Origin of the sequence: Microbacterium sp. A20 (assembly GCF_004794515.1) — a bacterium.
Lineage (GTDB): Bacteria > Actinomycetota > Actinomycetes > Actinomycetales > Microbacteriaceae > Microbacterium.
On the sequence record NZ_SSDF01000074.1, the window covers coordinates 70579 to 83414 of the forward strand.

Sequence of the window (12836 nt, forward strand, 5' to 3'; positions counted from 1 at the left end):
CCGCGCTCTACGCTGAGTCCATGACCCGCGCCGACCGCCTCATGCTGCTCGACACCGCCAGCCTCTATTTCCGTGCCTTCTACGGTGTTCCCGACAAGGTGACGGCGCCGGACGGATCGCCGATCAACGCCGCCCGCGGTCTGCTCGACATCATCGCCAAACTCGTCACCCTGTACGAGCCGACGCACGTGATCGCCTGCTGGGACGACGATTGGCGCCCGCAGTGGCGTGTCGACCTCATCCCCAGCTACAAGACTCATCGCGTCGTCGAAGTCGTGGCCAGTGGGCCCGACGTCGAGGAGGTACCCGACCCGCTCGAGGCGCAGATCCCGCTGATCCGCGAGACGCTCGCCGCCATCGGCATCCCCATCATCGGCGTCTCCGAGCACGAGGCCGACGACGTGATCGGCACACTCGCGACCGATGCGACGATGCCGGTCGACATCGTCACGGGCGACCGGGACCTGTTCCAGCTGGTCGACGACGCCCGAGACGTACGCGTCATCTACACCGCTCGCGGCATGAGCAACCTCGAGGTCGTCACCGATGCGACCGTCGTCGCCAAGTACGGGGTGCTTCCTTCGCAGTACGCGGACTTCGCCACGATGCGCGGCGACGCCTCCGACGGCCTGCCCGGCGTCGCGGGCGTGGGAGAGAAGACGGCGGCGACGCTCCTGCAGACCCACAGCGACCTCACCGGCATCCGCGCCGCGGCGGAGGCCGGCGAGGGGATGAGCGCGGGCGTCCGCGCGAAGATCCTGGCGGCTTCGGACTACCTCGAGGTCGCACCGACCGTGGTCGCCGTGGCGACCTCGCTGCCGATCAGCGCACCCGACGTCCCGCTGCGGGTTCTCGACCCCGCCGAAGTAGACGCCGCAACCGCCCTCGCCGAGAAATGGAACCTCGGCGGTTCGATGACGCGCGCGGTCGCGGCCGTATCGAAAGCCGCCCTGCGAGCCGACTGATCGAAGTAGCGGCGCCGACTCACCCCGCCCAGGCGAGCAACCGCGAGAGGCCCCAGGTCGTCACGATCCGCGACGGGGGTATCCCCGCCCGTTCGGCGCGCTCTGCGCCGTGATCGAGCAACGACAGCTGTCCCGGCGCGTGCGCATCCGAATCGATCGAGAACAGGCACCCCGCGTCGAGCGCGATGGCCATCAGCTCGTCCGGAGGGTCCTGCCGCTCCGGACGCGAGTTGATCTCCACCGCCACACCGTTCTCCGCGCACGCGGCGAAGACGGCGGCAGCATCGAACGCCGACGGCGGTCGCGTTCCCCGGTCACCCTGCACGAGCCGCCCCGTGCAGTGCCCGAGCACGTTCACCCGCGGATGCGAGACGGCCGCGATCATGCGCGCCGTCATCGGCCGTGCGTCCATGCGCAGCTTGGAATGCACGGAAGCCACGACGATGTCGAGTTCCGCGAGCAGGTCGTCTTCCTGATCGAGCGTGCCGTCCTCCAGGATGTCCACCTCGATGCCTGCGAGCAGGGTGAAACCCTCGCCCGATTCAGCTCGCACCAGGGGCATCTGCTCCCGAAGACGTTCGGCAGACAGACCGCGTGCCACCCGCAGTCGCGGAGAGTGGTCCGTGATCGCCTGGTATTCGTGCCCGAGCGCCCGCGCGGCCGCGGCCATGACCGGGATCAGGGTGGTGCCGTCGGACCAATCGGTGTGCGCGTGCAGGTCGCCTCGCAGCTTGGCACGCAACGCCGAGACGCGCTCCGGCTCGACGTCGCCGCGCAACTCGACCAGATAGTCGGGCACCTGCCCCGACTGCGCCTGGCGGATGACGGCGAACGTGGATTCGCCGATCCCCTTGGCTGCACGAAGCCGCGTGGGATCGGTCTGCACATCGTCCGGCAGGTCCTGCAATGTCGCGGCGGCCTGGCGGAAAGCCTTCGCGCGATACCGCGACGCGCGCTCGCGCTCCAGGAGGGAGGCGATCTCGAGCAGCGCGTCGACGGGGTCCACGGTCACTCCTGGGCTGCCGCCAGCTCGCGACTGACGCCGATCCACTGATCGAGCTTCGCCAGGGCACGACCGTCGTCGACGGCCGCAGCAGCCTTGTCGTACCCCGCGCGCAACCGCTCGAGGATGGGCCGCTGCACCTGTGTCGCGTCCTGCGAGAGCTCGAAGGCCACGATCCCGGCAGCGGCGTTGAGGAGCACGATGTCGCGCACCGCGCCGGTCTCCCCCGCGAGCGTGCGCCGCAGCACCTCGGCATTGTGCTGCGGCGAGCCGCCGATCAGGTCGGCGAGGTCGGCGATCGGGATGTCGAGGTCGCGCGGGTCGAGGTCGTGTTCGTGGATATCTCCCCGCGTGACCTCCCAGATACGGCTGTGTCCGGTCGTCGTCAGCTCGTCGAGGCCGTCGTCGCCGCGGAAGACGAGCGCTGTCGCGCCACGGGTGCGGAACACACCCGTGATCAAGGGGACGCGTTCGATCTGCGCCACCCCGACGGCATTGGCTTCGGCGCGAGCCGGGTTGCACAGCGGACCGAGCATGTTGAAGACGGTCGGCACCCCGAGCTCGGCCCGGACGGCGCCGGCGTGCTTGAATCCGGGATGGAACGCCCCGGCCCACGCGAAGGTGATACCGGTGCGGTCGAGGATGGATGCCACGTCCGCGGGGTCGAGCGATAGCTCCAGACCGAGCGCTCCGAGCACGTCGGAAGACCCGGAGGCGGAGCTGGCCGCACGGTTGCCGTGCTTCACGACCGGCACTCCCGTGGCGCCGATGATGATCGCCGCGGTCGTCGACACGTTGACGGTGCCGACGCGATCCCCACCCGTTCCGACGATGTCGAGCACGTTCGGTGACACCGGCAGCGGCACCGCGGCTTCGAGGATCGCATCGCGGAAACCGACGATCTCGTCGATCGTCTCGCCCTTCGCGCGGAGAGCGACGAGGAAACCGGCGAGCTGGGCCTCGCTGACCCCGCCCTGCATAATCTGACGCATCGCCCACGTGGACTCCCAGACACTGAGATCGCGGCGCTCCAGCAGGGAGGTGAGCACGTCGGACCAGGTCAGCGAATCAGGCATGTGTGCGATCCTATCGGCGCGGAGAAAACGCGGAGAAAACATGCAGATGCTTCCGCACGCATGCGCAATTCGCCCCCACCCCCTGTTTCCCGCGGATTCACGGGGTATTCGCAGTGTTTTCTTAGGGTCCCCTAAGTCATCGGAGGGCGATTCGAAGGCCGCGGGTGCAAGAATCACGCCCGAGGATCGGCCATAATGGAGGGGTGACGACCTCAGCGACGTATGCCCCGGCGGCGAGAACGATTAAGCGGCCCAACCCGGTAGCTGTCGGCACCATTGTGTGGCTCGGCAGTGAGGTGATGTTCTTCGCGGGACTCTTCGCGATCTACTTCACCCTCCGCAGCACCTCCCCGGAGCTGTGGGCAGACCGGACCGAGCTGCTGAACGTCCCGTTCGCCGCAGTGAACACTGCGATCCTGGTCCTCTCCTCGTTCACGTGCCAGATGGGTGTGTTCGCGGCAGAAGACCTGCAGCCCTACAAGATCGGCAAGGGGCAGAAGAACGGCGCCGGACGCCGTCGCCTCTTCGGCTGGGGAATGGTCGAGTGGTTCTTCCTCACCTTCGCCCTCGGCGCGATCTTCGTCTCCGGCCAGGTGTGGGAGTACGCACAGCTGGTCGCTGAAGGCATGCCGATCAACGCCGACTCGTATGCCTCCGCCTTCTACCTGACGACCGGCTTCCACGCCCTCCACGTCACGGGCGGCCTCGTCGCGTTCCTGCTCGTCATCGGACGCGCATACGCCGTCAAGAACTTCCGGCACAAGGAGGCGACCTCCTCGATCGTGGTGTCCTACTACTGGCACTTCGTCGACGTCGTCTGGATCGTGCTGTTCCTCGTTATCTACTTCCTGAAATAAGAGCGGAGCTGATCCCCGAGATGGCACGAGAGAAGAAGCGCCGTTCCAGCGGTCGTCGCAGCCCTTTGGCGGCGGCCGCGCTCATCGGCGCAGGCCTCATGATCACCGGCGCCGTGTACGCCGGTGCATCGGCTGCGTTCGCCGCATCCGACACGCAGACCGCGTCGACGCAGCTGACCGTCGAAGACGGCGAGAAGCTGTTCCAGGCGAACTGCGCCACCTGCCACGGCCTCGACCTGCAGGGCACCGCCAACGGCCCCAGCCTGTACGGCGTGGGTGAGCTGGCCACCGAGTTCCAGCTGTCCACCGGTCGCATGCCCCTGCAGATGCAGGGACCGCAGGCTCCGCAGAAGACGCCGCAGTTCACCGAGGACCAGATCCTCGCGATCTCGTCCTTCGTGCAGTCCGAGGCTCCTGGCCCGACGTTCCCTGCCGACCACATCCTGGACGGAGAGGGCGACGTCGCGAACGGCGCTGAGCTGTTCCGCGTCAACTGCGCGATGTGCCACAACGTGGCCGCCGCCGGTGGAGCACTCACCGAGGGCAAGTACGCTCCTGGACTCCAGGAGACCAGCGCGCTGCACATGTACGCGGCCATGGTCACCGGCCCGCAGAACATGCCGGTCTTCGGCGACATGAACCTGTCCGACGAGGACAAGCGCGACATCATCTCGGCGCTGCTCTTCCAGCAGCAGTCCGTGCAGATCGGCGGATTCTCGCTCGGTTCGCTCGGACCGGTCTCCGAAGGCCTGTTCGTGTGGATCTTCGGAATCGGCGCGCTCGTCGCCATCACCGTGTGGATCACGGCGAAGTCCAACTGACGCTTATTCATCGAAGAGGAACGTACGAGGAGCACCATGGCACACGACGACGACTCGCAGGCTCTTGACAGGGCCTACCAGCCCTCTCCGGGGCTGGGTGTCGCAGTCAGCGATCCCGTGCAGAACCCCGGGCTTCCGCCGCACCGCGAGCGGATGACCGACAAGGACCCGCGCGCTGAGAAGGCCGCTGTCCGCACTGTCTACACGCTGTTCTACCTCTCGCTCGCCGGCAGCATCTGGGCGGTCGCCGCCTACATGCTGTTCCCGATCGAGAGCGGCGCGCTCATCGACATCCGGCAGAACAACCTCTTCATCGGCCTCGGCATCGCTCTCGCGCTGCTGGCCCTCGGCATCGGTGCGATCCACTGGTCCAAGGCGCTCATGTCCGACAAGGAGTTCGTCGAGCACCGCCACCCCACCCGGGGCAAGGATGCGACCCGGGAGGCGGCCGTCCAGGCTTTCGCCGACGCGAACGAAGAGTCCGGCTTCGGACGCCGCACCGTGATCCGCAACTCGCTGTTCGCCGCCCTCGTCGCCTCGATCATCCCCGGTGTCACGCTCTTCCGTGGCTTGGCACCGCACTCGACTCCGGATGACCCCACTGCGGGCGACCCGGTCGTGCTGCTCAAGCACACGATGTGGGAGAAGGGCGCACGCCTCGTCCGCGACCCGGACGGTACCCCGATCCGCGCCGCGGACGTGACCCTCGGATCCGCGTTCCACGTGATCCCGGAGGAGCTCGCCACGCTGAGCCACCACGACGGCTACCTCGAGGAGAAGGCCAAGGCCATCGTGCTGATGATGCGTCTGCGCCCCGAGCAGCTGATCGAGGCCGAGGACCGCAAGGACTGGTCCTACGACGGAATCGTCGCCTACTCCAAGGTCTGCACGCACGTCGGATGCCCTGTGGCTCTGTACGAGCAGCAGACCCACCACCTCCTGTGCCCGTGCCACCAGTCGCAGTTCGACGTCACGGACCACGCAAAGGTCATCTTCGGCCCGGCGGCTCGTCCGCTGCCGCAGCTGCCCATCACCGTCGATGACGAGGGCTACCTGGTCGCACGCAGCGACTTCAAGGAACCCGTCGGCCCGAGCTTCTGGGAGCGCCATTGAGCACCGCAACGCTGTCCAAAGACGACAAGGACACCAAAGCACCCCTCGGCGGTCGCTTCGTCGGCGCCGCGTCGAACTACATCGATGAGCGCACCAGCCTCTCGGGCTTCGTCAAGGAGCTCGGACGCAAGATCTTCCCCGACCACTGGTCGTTCATGCTCGGCGAGATCGCGCTGTGGAGCTTCGTCGTCGTGTTCCTCTCCGGAACCTTCCTGACGTTCTTCTTCCAGGCATCGATGGTCGAGACCCACTACACCGGCGCCTACGCCCCGATGCGAGGCATCGAGATGTCCGCGGCGCTCGAGTCGTCGCTGCACATCTCGTTCGACCTGCGCGGTGGCCTCCTGGTCCGCCAGATCCACCACTGGGCAGCGCTCGTGTTCATCGCCGGCATCGGCGTGCACATGCTTCGCGTGTTCTTCACCGGTGCGTTCCGCAAGCCGCGTGAGCTCAACTGGGTGATCGGCTTCATCCTGTTCATCCTCGCGATGGCAGAGGGCTTCACCGGCTACTCGCTCCCCGACGACCTGCTCTCGGGTAACGGCCTCCGCATCATCGACGGAATGATCAAGGGTCTCCCCCTCATCGGCACATGGACCTCGTTCCTCCTCTTCGGCGGCGAGTTCCCCGGCACCGACATCGTGGGGCGTCTCTACACACTGCACATCCTGCTGCTGCCGATGATCGTGATCGCCCTCATCGTCGTGCACCTGATGCTCATGGTCATCAACAAGCACACGCAGTTCGCCGGCCCCGGCCGCTCGAACGACAACGTCGTGGGCTACCCGATGATGCCGGTCTACATGTCGAAGATGGGCGGCTACCTGTTCATCGTGTTCGGCGTGATCGTGATGATCGCGACCTTCTTCCAGATCAACCCGATCTGGAACTACGGTCCGTACGACCCGTCCCCGGTCTCCGCCGGCACCCAGCCGGACTGGTACATCGGCTTCGCCGACGGCGCACTCCGTCTGGCACCGTCGAACTGGGACATCGTGTTCCTCGACCGCACGTGGTCCTTCGGAATCATCGCGCCCGTGCTGGTGCTCGGCCTGTTCATCGTGGTCGTCGCGATCTACCCGTTCATCGAAGCGTGGGTCACCGGCGACAAGCGCGAGCACCACATCGCACAGCGTCCCCGCAACGCGGCGACGCGCACCGCCATCGGCGTCGCCGGCGTCGTTTTCTACGCCGTCCTCTGGGCTGCGGCATCGTCCGACCTCATCGCGACGCACTTCATGCTCACGATGGAAGGCGTGATCCACACGCTGCAGGCGCTGCTCTTCCTGGGCCCGATCCTCGGATACTTCGTCACGAAGCGCATCTGCATCGCGCTTCAGAAGAAGGACCGCGAGATCGTGCTGCACGGCTTCGAGTCCGGCCGCATCGTGCGCCTTCCCGGTGGCGAGTTCATCGAGGTCCACCAGCCGGTCGACAAGTACGACCGCTGGAAGCTCATCGATGTCGACTCCTACGAGCCCCTCGTGGTTCGCCCCAACGCCAAGGGTCGCATCCCGTGGACGGAGAACCTCCGTTCCTCGATCTCGCGCTGGTTCTTCGAAGACCGTCTCGCCCCGCTCACGCAGGCCGAGGTCGAGGCAGCCGACGCACACCAGCACGACGTGACGGCTCAGAACGACGAGACCGAGGCTGCGGAGATCCAGGGCGCTCATGAGCGCGCCGGCTTCCCTGACGCCCCCCTCACGATCGGCGAGACCCACGTCGACGAGACGGCGAACACACCCAGCACCGTGATCTCCACGGAGCCGGTGAAGAGGCCTCGCAAGAAGGACTCGGAGGACGGCGAGTAGCCGCCACTCCCCCACTGATGAAGGCCTCGTCCACCAGGACGAGGCCTTCATCGTTGATCCGTGAATGAGAGGATCGAATCATGTCTTCCGTCGTCCAGATGATCCGTTCCACCACCCTCGCCGACGCGCCATACGCCTATGCAGCGACCGCTCCCGTCGGGGCGCGACTCATCTTCCTCGCCGGTGCTTGTCCGCTCAACGATGACGGCACCACCGCAGCGCCCGGCGACTACGCCGCGCAGGCAGCCCGGTGCATCGAAACTCTGAAGAGCGCACTCGACGTCGCCGGTGCCACCCTCACCGATGTGATCAGCACGCGGGTGCTGGTGGCCTCCTCCGCGCAGGCCGACCTCGTCACGGCTTGGGATGTGATCCACGCCGCTTTCGGCGCCCACGACGTCCCCAGCACCCTCTTGGGTGTCACCGTCCTCGGTTACGACGACCAGCTCGTCGAGATCGAAGCCATCGCCGCCGTCGCTGGAGAGTGAACGTGGAGATCCGCGTACGTCCTGCACAGCGGACGGATGACCCGGCCATCGAACAGATCGAAATCGCCGCAGACGCCTTGCTGGTCGATCTTTTCGCCGCTGCCGACTGGCCTCCGCCGACCAGCGCACAGGACCGGGCGTCGATGCCCGGATTCGTCCTCGTCGCCGAGCCCGACGATGTCGGCGCTCCATCTCCCGAGCCCGTCGGTTTCGTTCACGTCCTGGAGATCGACGGACACGCTCATCTCGAGCAGCTCTCGGTTCTCCCCTCCTTCGGGCGTCGCGGAATCGGCCGTCGACTCGTGCAGGCCGCCCTCTCGGAGGCTCGTCGCCGGGGGCACCGGAAGATCACACTGCGCACCTACCGCGACGTCCCGTGGAACGCGCCCTTCTACGCCTCCGCCGGATTCTCCGTCACAGAGCCGGACTCTCCCCTGCTCCGCTCCCTCATCGACACGGAGACCGCTCTCGGGCTCTTCAGATACGGCCCTCGCGTGCAGATGTCGGCGACTCTCTGAGGGGACGACGCTGACGGTATTCGCTCTCTGCGCGACAGGAATCTGCTCGGATCAGCGGATGGCCTCGTCCTAGGCTGAGATCATGATCGATCGCACCGACTTCTATGCCGCCAAGCTCGCCTACGAGACGGATCCCAGCGATGTCCACGCCGCGCTCAAGGCCGGCGAGGACGTCATCGTCGTGGATGTCCGCTCCGAAGAGGCGTGGACGCAGGGCCGGGTGGCCGGCGCCGTGCACATGCACTACAGCGAGATCGCGTCTCGCGCCCGGTCCGAGGTGCCGGAAGGAGCGGACGTCGTCGTTTACTGCTGGAGCCCGGGCTGCAATGCCGGAGCGAAGGGCGCCCTCGAGTTCGCCCGACTCGGCTATCGGGTCCGCGAGATGATCGGAGGCTTCGAGTACTGGGTGCGCGAGGGCTACCCGGTGCAGGACGCCGATGGCGTCCATCACCGCCCCGTGGATCCGCTGACCGGTATCGCACGCGTCCGTACTCGCGCCTGAACGCGGACCCCTCATGACATGAAGAAGGCCCCCGGACGAATCCGGGGGCCTTCTTCAATGCGGCTGTCTCAGCGTGCGAAGTTGCCGCGGTAGTACTCGTACACCCAGCCGACGATCGCGACGACGAAGATCGCGAGTCCGATCGGGAGCAGGAAGTGACCGACGGCCAGGCCGACGACGAAGACACCCGCCGAAGCCGCGAGAACGATGGGCCACCAGGACCACGGGCTGAACTCGCCGAGCTCGGGGTCGCCGTCATCGATGTCGGCCGTGAGGATGTCTTCCGGCAGCTCACCGTTCTGCGCCTTGTGCGTGCGGTCGAGGTAGAACGCGACCATCGCCGCCATGAAGGCTGCGAAGAACAGGGCGACAGTTCCGACCCACTCGATACGCATCGCGAAGTTGTCGGACGGAGTGACCAGGATGTGCCAGCCGGTGTAGACGACACCGACAAGGGCGAAGAACGCCGTCAGCACCCACCAGAGAATGACGTTGTCGCGCATGACTTAGTGGGCCTCTCGCTCGCCGGGTGCCGTGGTCGCGAACTCGGCAGCCTCCGGGTGATTCAGATCGAACGCAGGACGCTCGCTGCGGATGCGCGGGATCGACGTGAAGTTGTGACGCGGCGGCGGGCACGACGTCGCCCACTCGAGCGATGCGCCGTAGCCCCACGGGTCGTTGACCGTGACCTTCGGAGCCTTGCGGGCCGTGATCCAGACGTTCAGGAAGAACGGCAGCATCGAGGCGCCGAGGATGATCGCTCCGATCGTGGAGACCTGGTTCTGCCAGGTCCAGCCGTCGGCCGCCGAGTAGTCCGCGTAACGACGGACCATGCCGTCGACACCCAGCCAGTGCTGGATGAGGAACGTCATGTGGAATCCGATGAACAGCATCCAGAAGTGCACGTAGCCGAGACGCTCGTTCAGCATGCGACCGGTCCACTTCGGCCACCAGAAGTAGAAGCCGGCGAACATGGCGAACACGACGGTACCGAACACCACGTAGTGGAAGTGAGCGACGACGAAGTACGAGTCGGAGAGCGCGAAGTCCAGCGGCGGGGCCGCGAGGATGACACCGGTCAGACCACCGAAGACGAAGGACACCAGGAAGCCGAGGGCGAACACCATCGGAGTCTCGAAGGTCACGGACCCTCGCCAGAGCGTGCCGATCCAGTTGAAGATCTTCACACCCGTCGGCACGGCGATCAGCATCGTCATCAGCGCGAAGAACGGCAGCAGCACCGAGCCGGTCACGTACATGTGGTGTGCCCACACGGCGACGGAGAGGGCCGCGATGGCGATCGTGGCATAGACCAGGGTCTTGTATCCGAAGATCGGCTTGCGGCTGAAGACCGGGAAGATCTCGGAGACGATGCCGAAGAACGGCAGCGCGATGATGTAGACCTCGGGGTGTCCGAAGAACCAGAAGAGGTGCTGCCACAGCAGGACTCCGCCGTTGGCCGGGTCATAGATGTGCGCGCCGAGGATGCGGTCGGCGGCAGCGGCGAAGATGGCTGCCGCCAGCACGGGGAACGCCATCAGGATGAGCAGGCTCGTGATGAGCGTGTTCCACGAGAAGATCGGCATTCGCCACATGGTCATACCAGGAGCACGCATCGTGATGATCGTGGTGATGAAGTTGACGGCACCGAGGATGGTTCCGAAACCGGAGATGCCCAGTCCGACCATCCAGAGGTTTCCACCTGCACCCGGCGAGAACGACGCGCCCGCCAGTGGCTGATACGCGAACCAACCGAAGGAGGCCGCTCCCTGCGGGGTGAGGAACCCGGCGACCGCGATGGTCGAGCCGAAGAGGAAAAGCCAGAACGCGAAGGCGTTCAGACGCGGGAAGGCCACGTCGGGAGCACCGATCTGCAGCGGCAGGATCGCGTTGGCGAAACCCGCGAACAGCGGCGTCGCGAACATGAGCAGCATGATCGTGCCGTGCATCGTGAACAGCTGGTTGTACTGCTCCTTCGTCGGGACGATCTGCATGCCCGGCGCGAAGAGCTCGGCGCGGATGACGAGGGCCATCACACCACCGAGGAGGAAGAACAGCACGGATGCGATCAGGTACATGTACCCGATGGTCTTGTGGTCGGTGGAGGTGATCCACTTGACGACGATGTTGCCCTTCTGCTCCACGCGCGAGGAGCTCATCAGAGCGGCCTGGCGGGCGGGCAGAGTGGTGGGACGCGACCTGGGGGTCTCGTCGGTACGGGGAGCTTCTGTGGTCGACATGACTTACTCCCCTCCTTCCTCGGTGTCGGTCTTCGCGGTCGTTCCCGGGAAGTTCGCGAGACGGTCGTACGCGTCGGTGATGTCGCCCGTGTTGCCCTTCTCCTCGAGCGACTCGAGGTACGCGTCGTAGTCGTCCTGAGAGACGACCTTCACGTTGAAGAGCATCATCGAGTGATACTCACCGCACAGCTCGGCGCATTTGCCGGCGTACTCGCCCTCACGGGTGGGGATGAACGACCAGGAGTTGTCCTTCCCGATGAACATGTCCTTCTTGTAGAGGAAGTCGATGATCCAGAAGGAGTGGATGACGTCGCGCGACTGCAGGTCGATCGTGACCTTCTTGTCGACCGGCAGCACCAGGGTCGGCAGCTGCGACTGGTCGATGTTGCCTTCCGCATCGGGCTGGGCCTGGATGCCCATGGTCCACACGGCGTCGGAGTTGTCTTCCTCTTCGCCGTCGTACTGGAAGTCCCACGCCCACTGCTTGGCGATCGCGGTGATCTCGACGTCGGGGTCGTCCCACTTGGCCTCGATCTCGGTCTGATCTCGAGCAGTGAAGAAGAACATGCCCAGCACGAGGATGAGCGGCACGATCGTGTAGAAGATCTCGATCGGCATGTTGTAGCGCATCTGCACCGGGAGGCCGGTCTGGCCCTTGCGGCGGCGGTACGCGATCGCTGCCCACGCCATCAGGCCCCAGGTGATGATGCCGACGGCGAGAAGCACGATCCAGGAGTTCACCCAGAGCGACGAGACACGCTCGGTCTGATTGGTGGCTGCGGGGCCACCCTCCACGAAGCCCGGAAGAAAGCCGTTCAGCTCGGTGGGAGAGCATCCCGCCAGGGCCACGGCTGCCACGACTCCCACAGGGAGTGCGGCCCAACGAAGGCTGCGTTTCGAGGGCACGATGCACCTTTCAGATCGCGAACAGAGCACACCCAAGTCTAGGGCAAGCTCACACCTGATTCATGCCAACCACGCAGGTTCCGAAAGCGGAACGGCCGCCGTCACCAGTGGTGACGGCGGCCGATCCGGCAGACGGAAGATCAGTGGAAGCTGTCGCCGCACGCGCAGCTGCCCGCTGCGTTGGGGTTGTCGATGGTGAACCCCTGCTCGGAGATCGTGTCCTTGAAGTCGATCGCCGCACCGTCGAGGTACGGGACGCTCATGTTGTCGATGATCACCTCGACACCGTCGAAGTCGACGGTCTCGTCGCCCTCGAGGTACCGCTCGTCGAAGTACAGCTGGTAGATCAGGCCCGAGCATCCGCCGGGCTGCACGGCGACGCGCAGACGGAGATCGTCGCGGCCTTCCTGCTCGAGGAGGTTCTTCACCTTCGTGGCGGCAGCGTCGGTCAGGGTGACGCCGTGTGCGCGGGTGGTCTCTGGGGAGAGTGTGGTGTCGCTCATGTCGCTCCTTGTGACGGGCCGCAGGTGCACGGC

General features: G+C 65.8%; 14 protein-coding genes. 8 read left to right on the forward strand and 6 right to left on the reverse strand.

Annotated features, from left to right (window positions below; translation table 11 throughout):
• The first annotated feature begins 20 nt into the window (after positions 1-20).
• Positions 21-965 carry a 5'-3' exonuclease gene (locus DW298_RS09290; RefSeq protein WP_136042151.1) on the forward strand — a complete coding sequence of 315 codons (945 nt, stop codon included), beginning with the start codon at positions 21-23 and terminating at the stop codon, positions 963-965.
• 19 nt (positions 966-984) lie between these two features.
• Here the strand turns inward: DW298_RS09290 and DW298_RS09295 are convergent, their stop codons facing one another.
• Positions 985-1971 carry a PHP domain-containing protein gene (locus tag DW298_RS09295; RefSeq protein ID WP_205820321.1) on the reverse strand — a complete coding sequence of 329 codons (987 nt, stop codon included), beginning with the start codon at positions 1969-1971 and terminating at the stop codon, positions 985-987.
• A gap of 2 nt (positions 1972-1973) precedes the next feature.
• The gene (trpD, locus tag DW298_RS09300) at positions 1974-3044 is read right to left on the reverse strand and encodes an anthranilate phosphoribosyltransferase (protein WP_136042153.1); all 1071 of its coding nucleotides are present in this window, start codon (positions 3042-3044) and stop codon (positions 1974-1976) included.
• A 299-nt stretch (positions 3045-3343) separates the two neighbouring features.
• Between trpD and DW298_RS09305 the strand changes: the two genes are divergently transcribed.
• The 7 genes from DW298_RS09305 (at position 3344) to DW298_RS09335 (ending at position 9154) form a co-directional block, all read left to right on the forward strand.
• Entirely contained in the window at positions 3344-3901 is a 558-nt protein-coding gene (locus tag DW298_RS09305; protein ID WP_205828862.1) for a heme-copper oxidase subunit III, read from the forward strand.
• Between the two features lie 20 nt (positions 3902-3921).
• The gene (locus DW298_RS09310) at positions 3922-4722 is read left to right on the forward strand and encodes a cytochrome c (protein ID WP_136042154.1); all 801 of its coding nucleotides are present in this window, start codon (positions 3922-3924) and stop codon (positions 4720-4722) included.
• 36 nt (positions 4723-4758) lie between these two features.
• A complete protein-coding gene (locus DW298_RS09315; RefSeq protein ID WP_136042155.1) occupies positions 4759-5835 on the forward strand; it encodes a Rieske 2Fe-2S domain-containing protein in 1077 nt (358 codons plus the stop codon).
• Positions 5832-7646, forward strand: coding sequence for a ubiquinol-cytochrome c reductase cytochrome b subunit (locus DW298_RS09320; protein WP_136042156.1), 1815 nt, complete (start codon positions 5832-5834; stop codon positions 7644-7646). Before DW298_RS09315 ends, DW298_RS09320 begins: the two co-directional genes overlap by 4 nt.
• Before the next feature lie 80 nt (positions 7647-7726).
• Positions 7727-8134, forward strand: coding sequence for a Rid family hydrolase (locus DW298_RS09325; RefSeq protein WP_136042157.1), 408 nt, complete (start codon positions 7727-7729; stop codon positions 8132-8134).
• Positions 8135-8136: 2 nt separating this feature from the next.
• Positions 8137-8652: a GNAT family N-acetyltransferase gene (locus DW298_RS09330; protein ID WP_136042158.1), complete on the forward strand. Its 516-nt coding sequence runs from the start codon at positions 8137-8139 to the stop codon at positions 8650-8652.
• Positions 8653-8734: 82 nt separating this feature from the next.
• Positions 8735-9154, forward strand: coding sequence for a rhodanese-like domain-containing protein (locus DW298_RS09335; RefSeq protein WP_136042159.1), 420 nt, complete (start codon positions 8735-8737; stop codon positions 9152-9154).
• Positions 9155-9222: 68 nt separating this feature from the next.
• On the opposite strand, the gene DW298_RS09340 is transcribed toward DW298_RS09335, so the two are convergent.
• The 4 genes from DW298_RS09340 to erpA all read right to left on the reverse strand — a co-directional run bounded on the left by DW298_RS09340 (position 9223) and on the right by erpA (position 12803).
• Complete coding sequence (locus tag DW298_RS09340) at positions 9223-9657, reverse strand: cytochrome c oxidase subunit 4 (protein ID WP_029261586.1); 435 nt, start codon at positions 9655-9657, stop codon at positions 9223-9225.
• A gap of 3 nt (positions 9658-9660) precedes the next feature.
• On the reverse strand, positions 9661-11394 hold the full coding sequence (ctaD, locus tag DW298_RS09345) for a cytochrome c oxidase subunit I (protein WP_205820323.1): 1734 nt from the start codon (positions 11392-11394) through the stop codon (positions 9661-9663).
• A gap of 3 nt (positions 11395-11397) precedes the next feature.
• The gene (coxB, locus tag DW298_RS09350; RefSeq protein WP_136042160.1) at positions 11398-12300 is read right to left on the reverse strand and encodes a cytochrome c oxidase subunit II; all 903 of its coding nucleotides are present in this window, start codon (positions 12298-12300) and stop codon (positions 11398-11400) included.
• A gap of 140 nt (positions 12301-12440) precedes the next feature.
• Positions 12441-12803, reverse strand: coding sequence for an iron-sulfur cluster insertion protein ErpA (erpA, locus tag DW298_RS09355; RefSeq protein ID WP_017830247.1), 363 nt, complete (start codon positions 12801-12803; stop codon positions 12441-12443).
• Positions 12804-12836 lie beyond the last annotated feature (33 nt).

Excerpts from the sequence above, each read along its gene's own strand:
- DW298_RS09305 (WP_205828862.1), top strand. The coding sequence starts at position 3,344 with ATGTTCTTCGCGGGACTCTTCGCGATCTACTTCACCCTCCGCAGCACC.
- DW298_RS09335 (WP_136042159.1), top strand. The coding sequence starts at position 8,735 with ATGATCGATCGCACCGACTTCTATGCCGCCAAGCTCGCCTACGAGACG.
- DW298_RS09310 (WP_136042154.1), top strand. The coding sequence starts at position 3,922 with ATGGCACGAGAGAAGAAGCGCCGTTCCAGCGGTCGTCGCAGCCCTTTG.
- trpD (WP_136042153.1), bottom strand. The coding sequence starts at position 3,044 with ATGCCTGATTCGCTGACCTGGTCCGACGTGCTCACCTCCCTGCTGGAG.
- DW298_RS09315 (WP_136042155.1), top strand. The coding sequence starts at position 4,759 with ATGGCACACGACGACGACTCGCAGGCTCTTGACAGGGCCTACCAGCCC.
- DW298_RS09325 (WP_136042157.1), top strand. The coding sequence starts at position 7,727 with ATGTCTTCCGTCGTCCAGATGATCCGTTCCACCACCCTCGCCGACGCG.
- ctaD (WP_205820323.1), bottom strand. The coding sequence starts at position 11,394 with ATGTCGACCACAGAAGCTCCCCGTACCGACGAGACCCCCAGGTCGCGT.
- erpA (WP_017830247.1), bottom strand. The coding sequence starts at position 12,803 with ATGAGCGACACCACACTCTCCCCAGAGACCACCCGCGCACACGGCGTC.
- DW298_RS09340 (WP_029261586.1), bottom strand. The coding sequence starts at position 9,657 with ATGCGCGACAACGTCATTCTCTGGTGGGTGCTGACGGCGTTCTTCGCC.
- DW298_RS09290 (WP_136042151.1), top strand. The coding sequence starts at position 21 with ATGACCCGCGCCGACCGCCTCATGCTGCTCGACACCGCCAGCCTCTAT.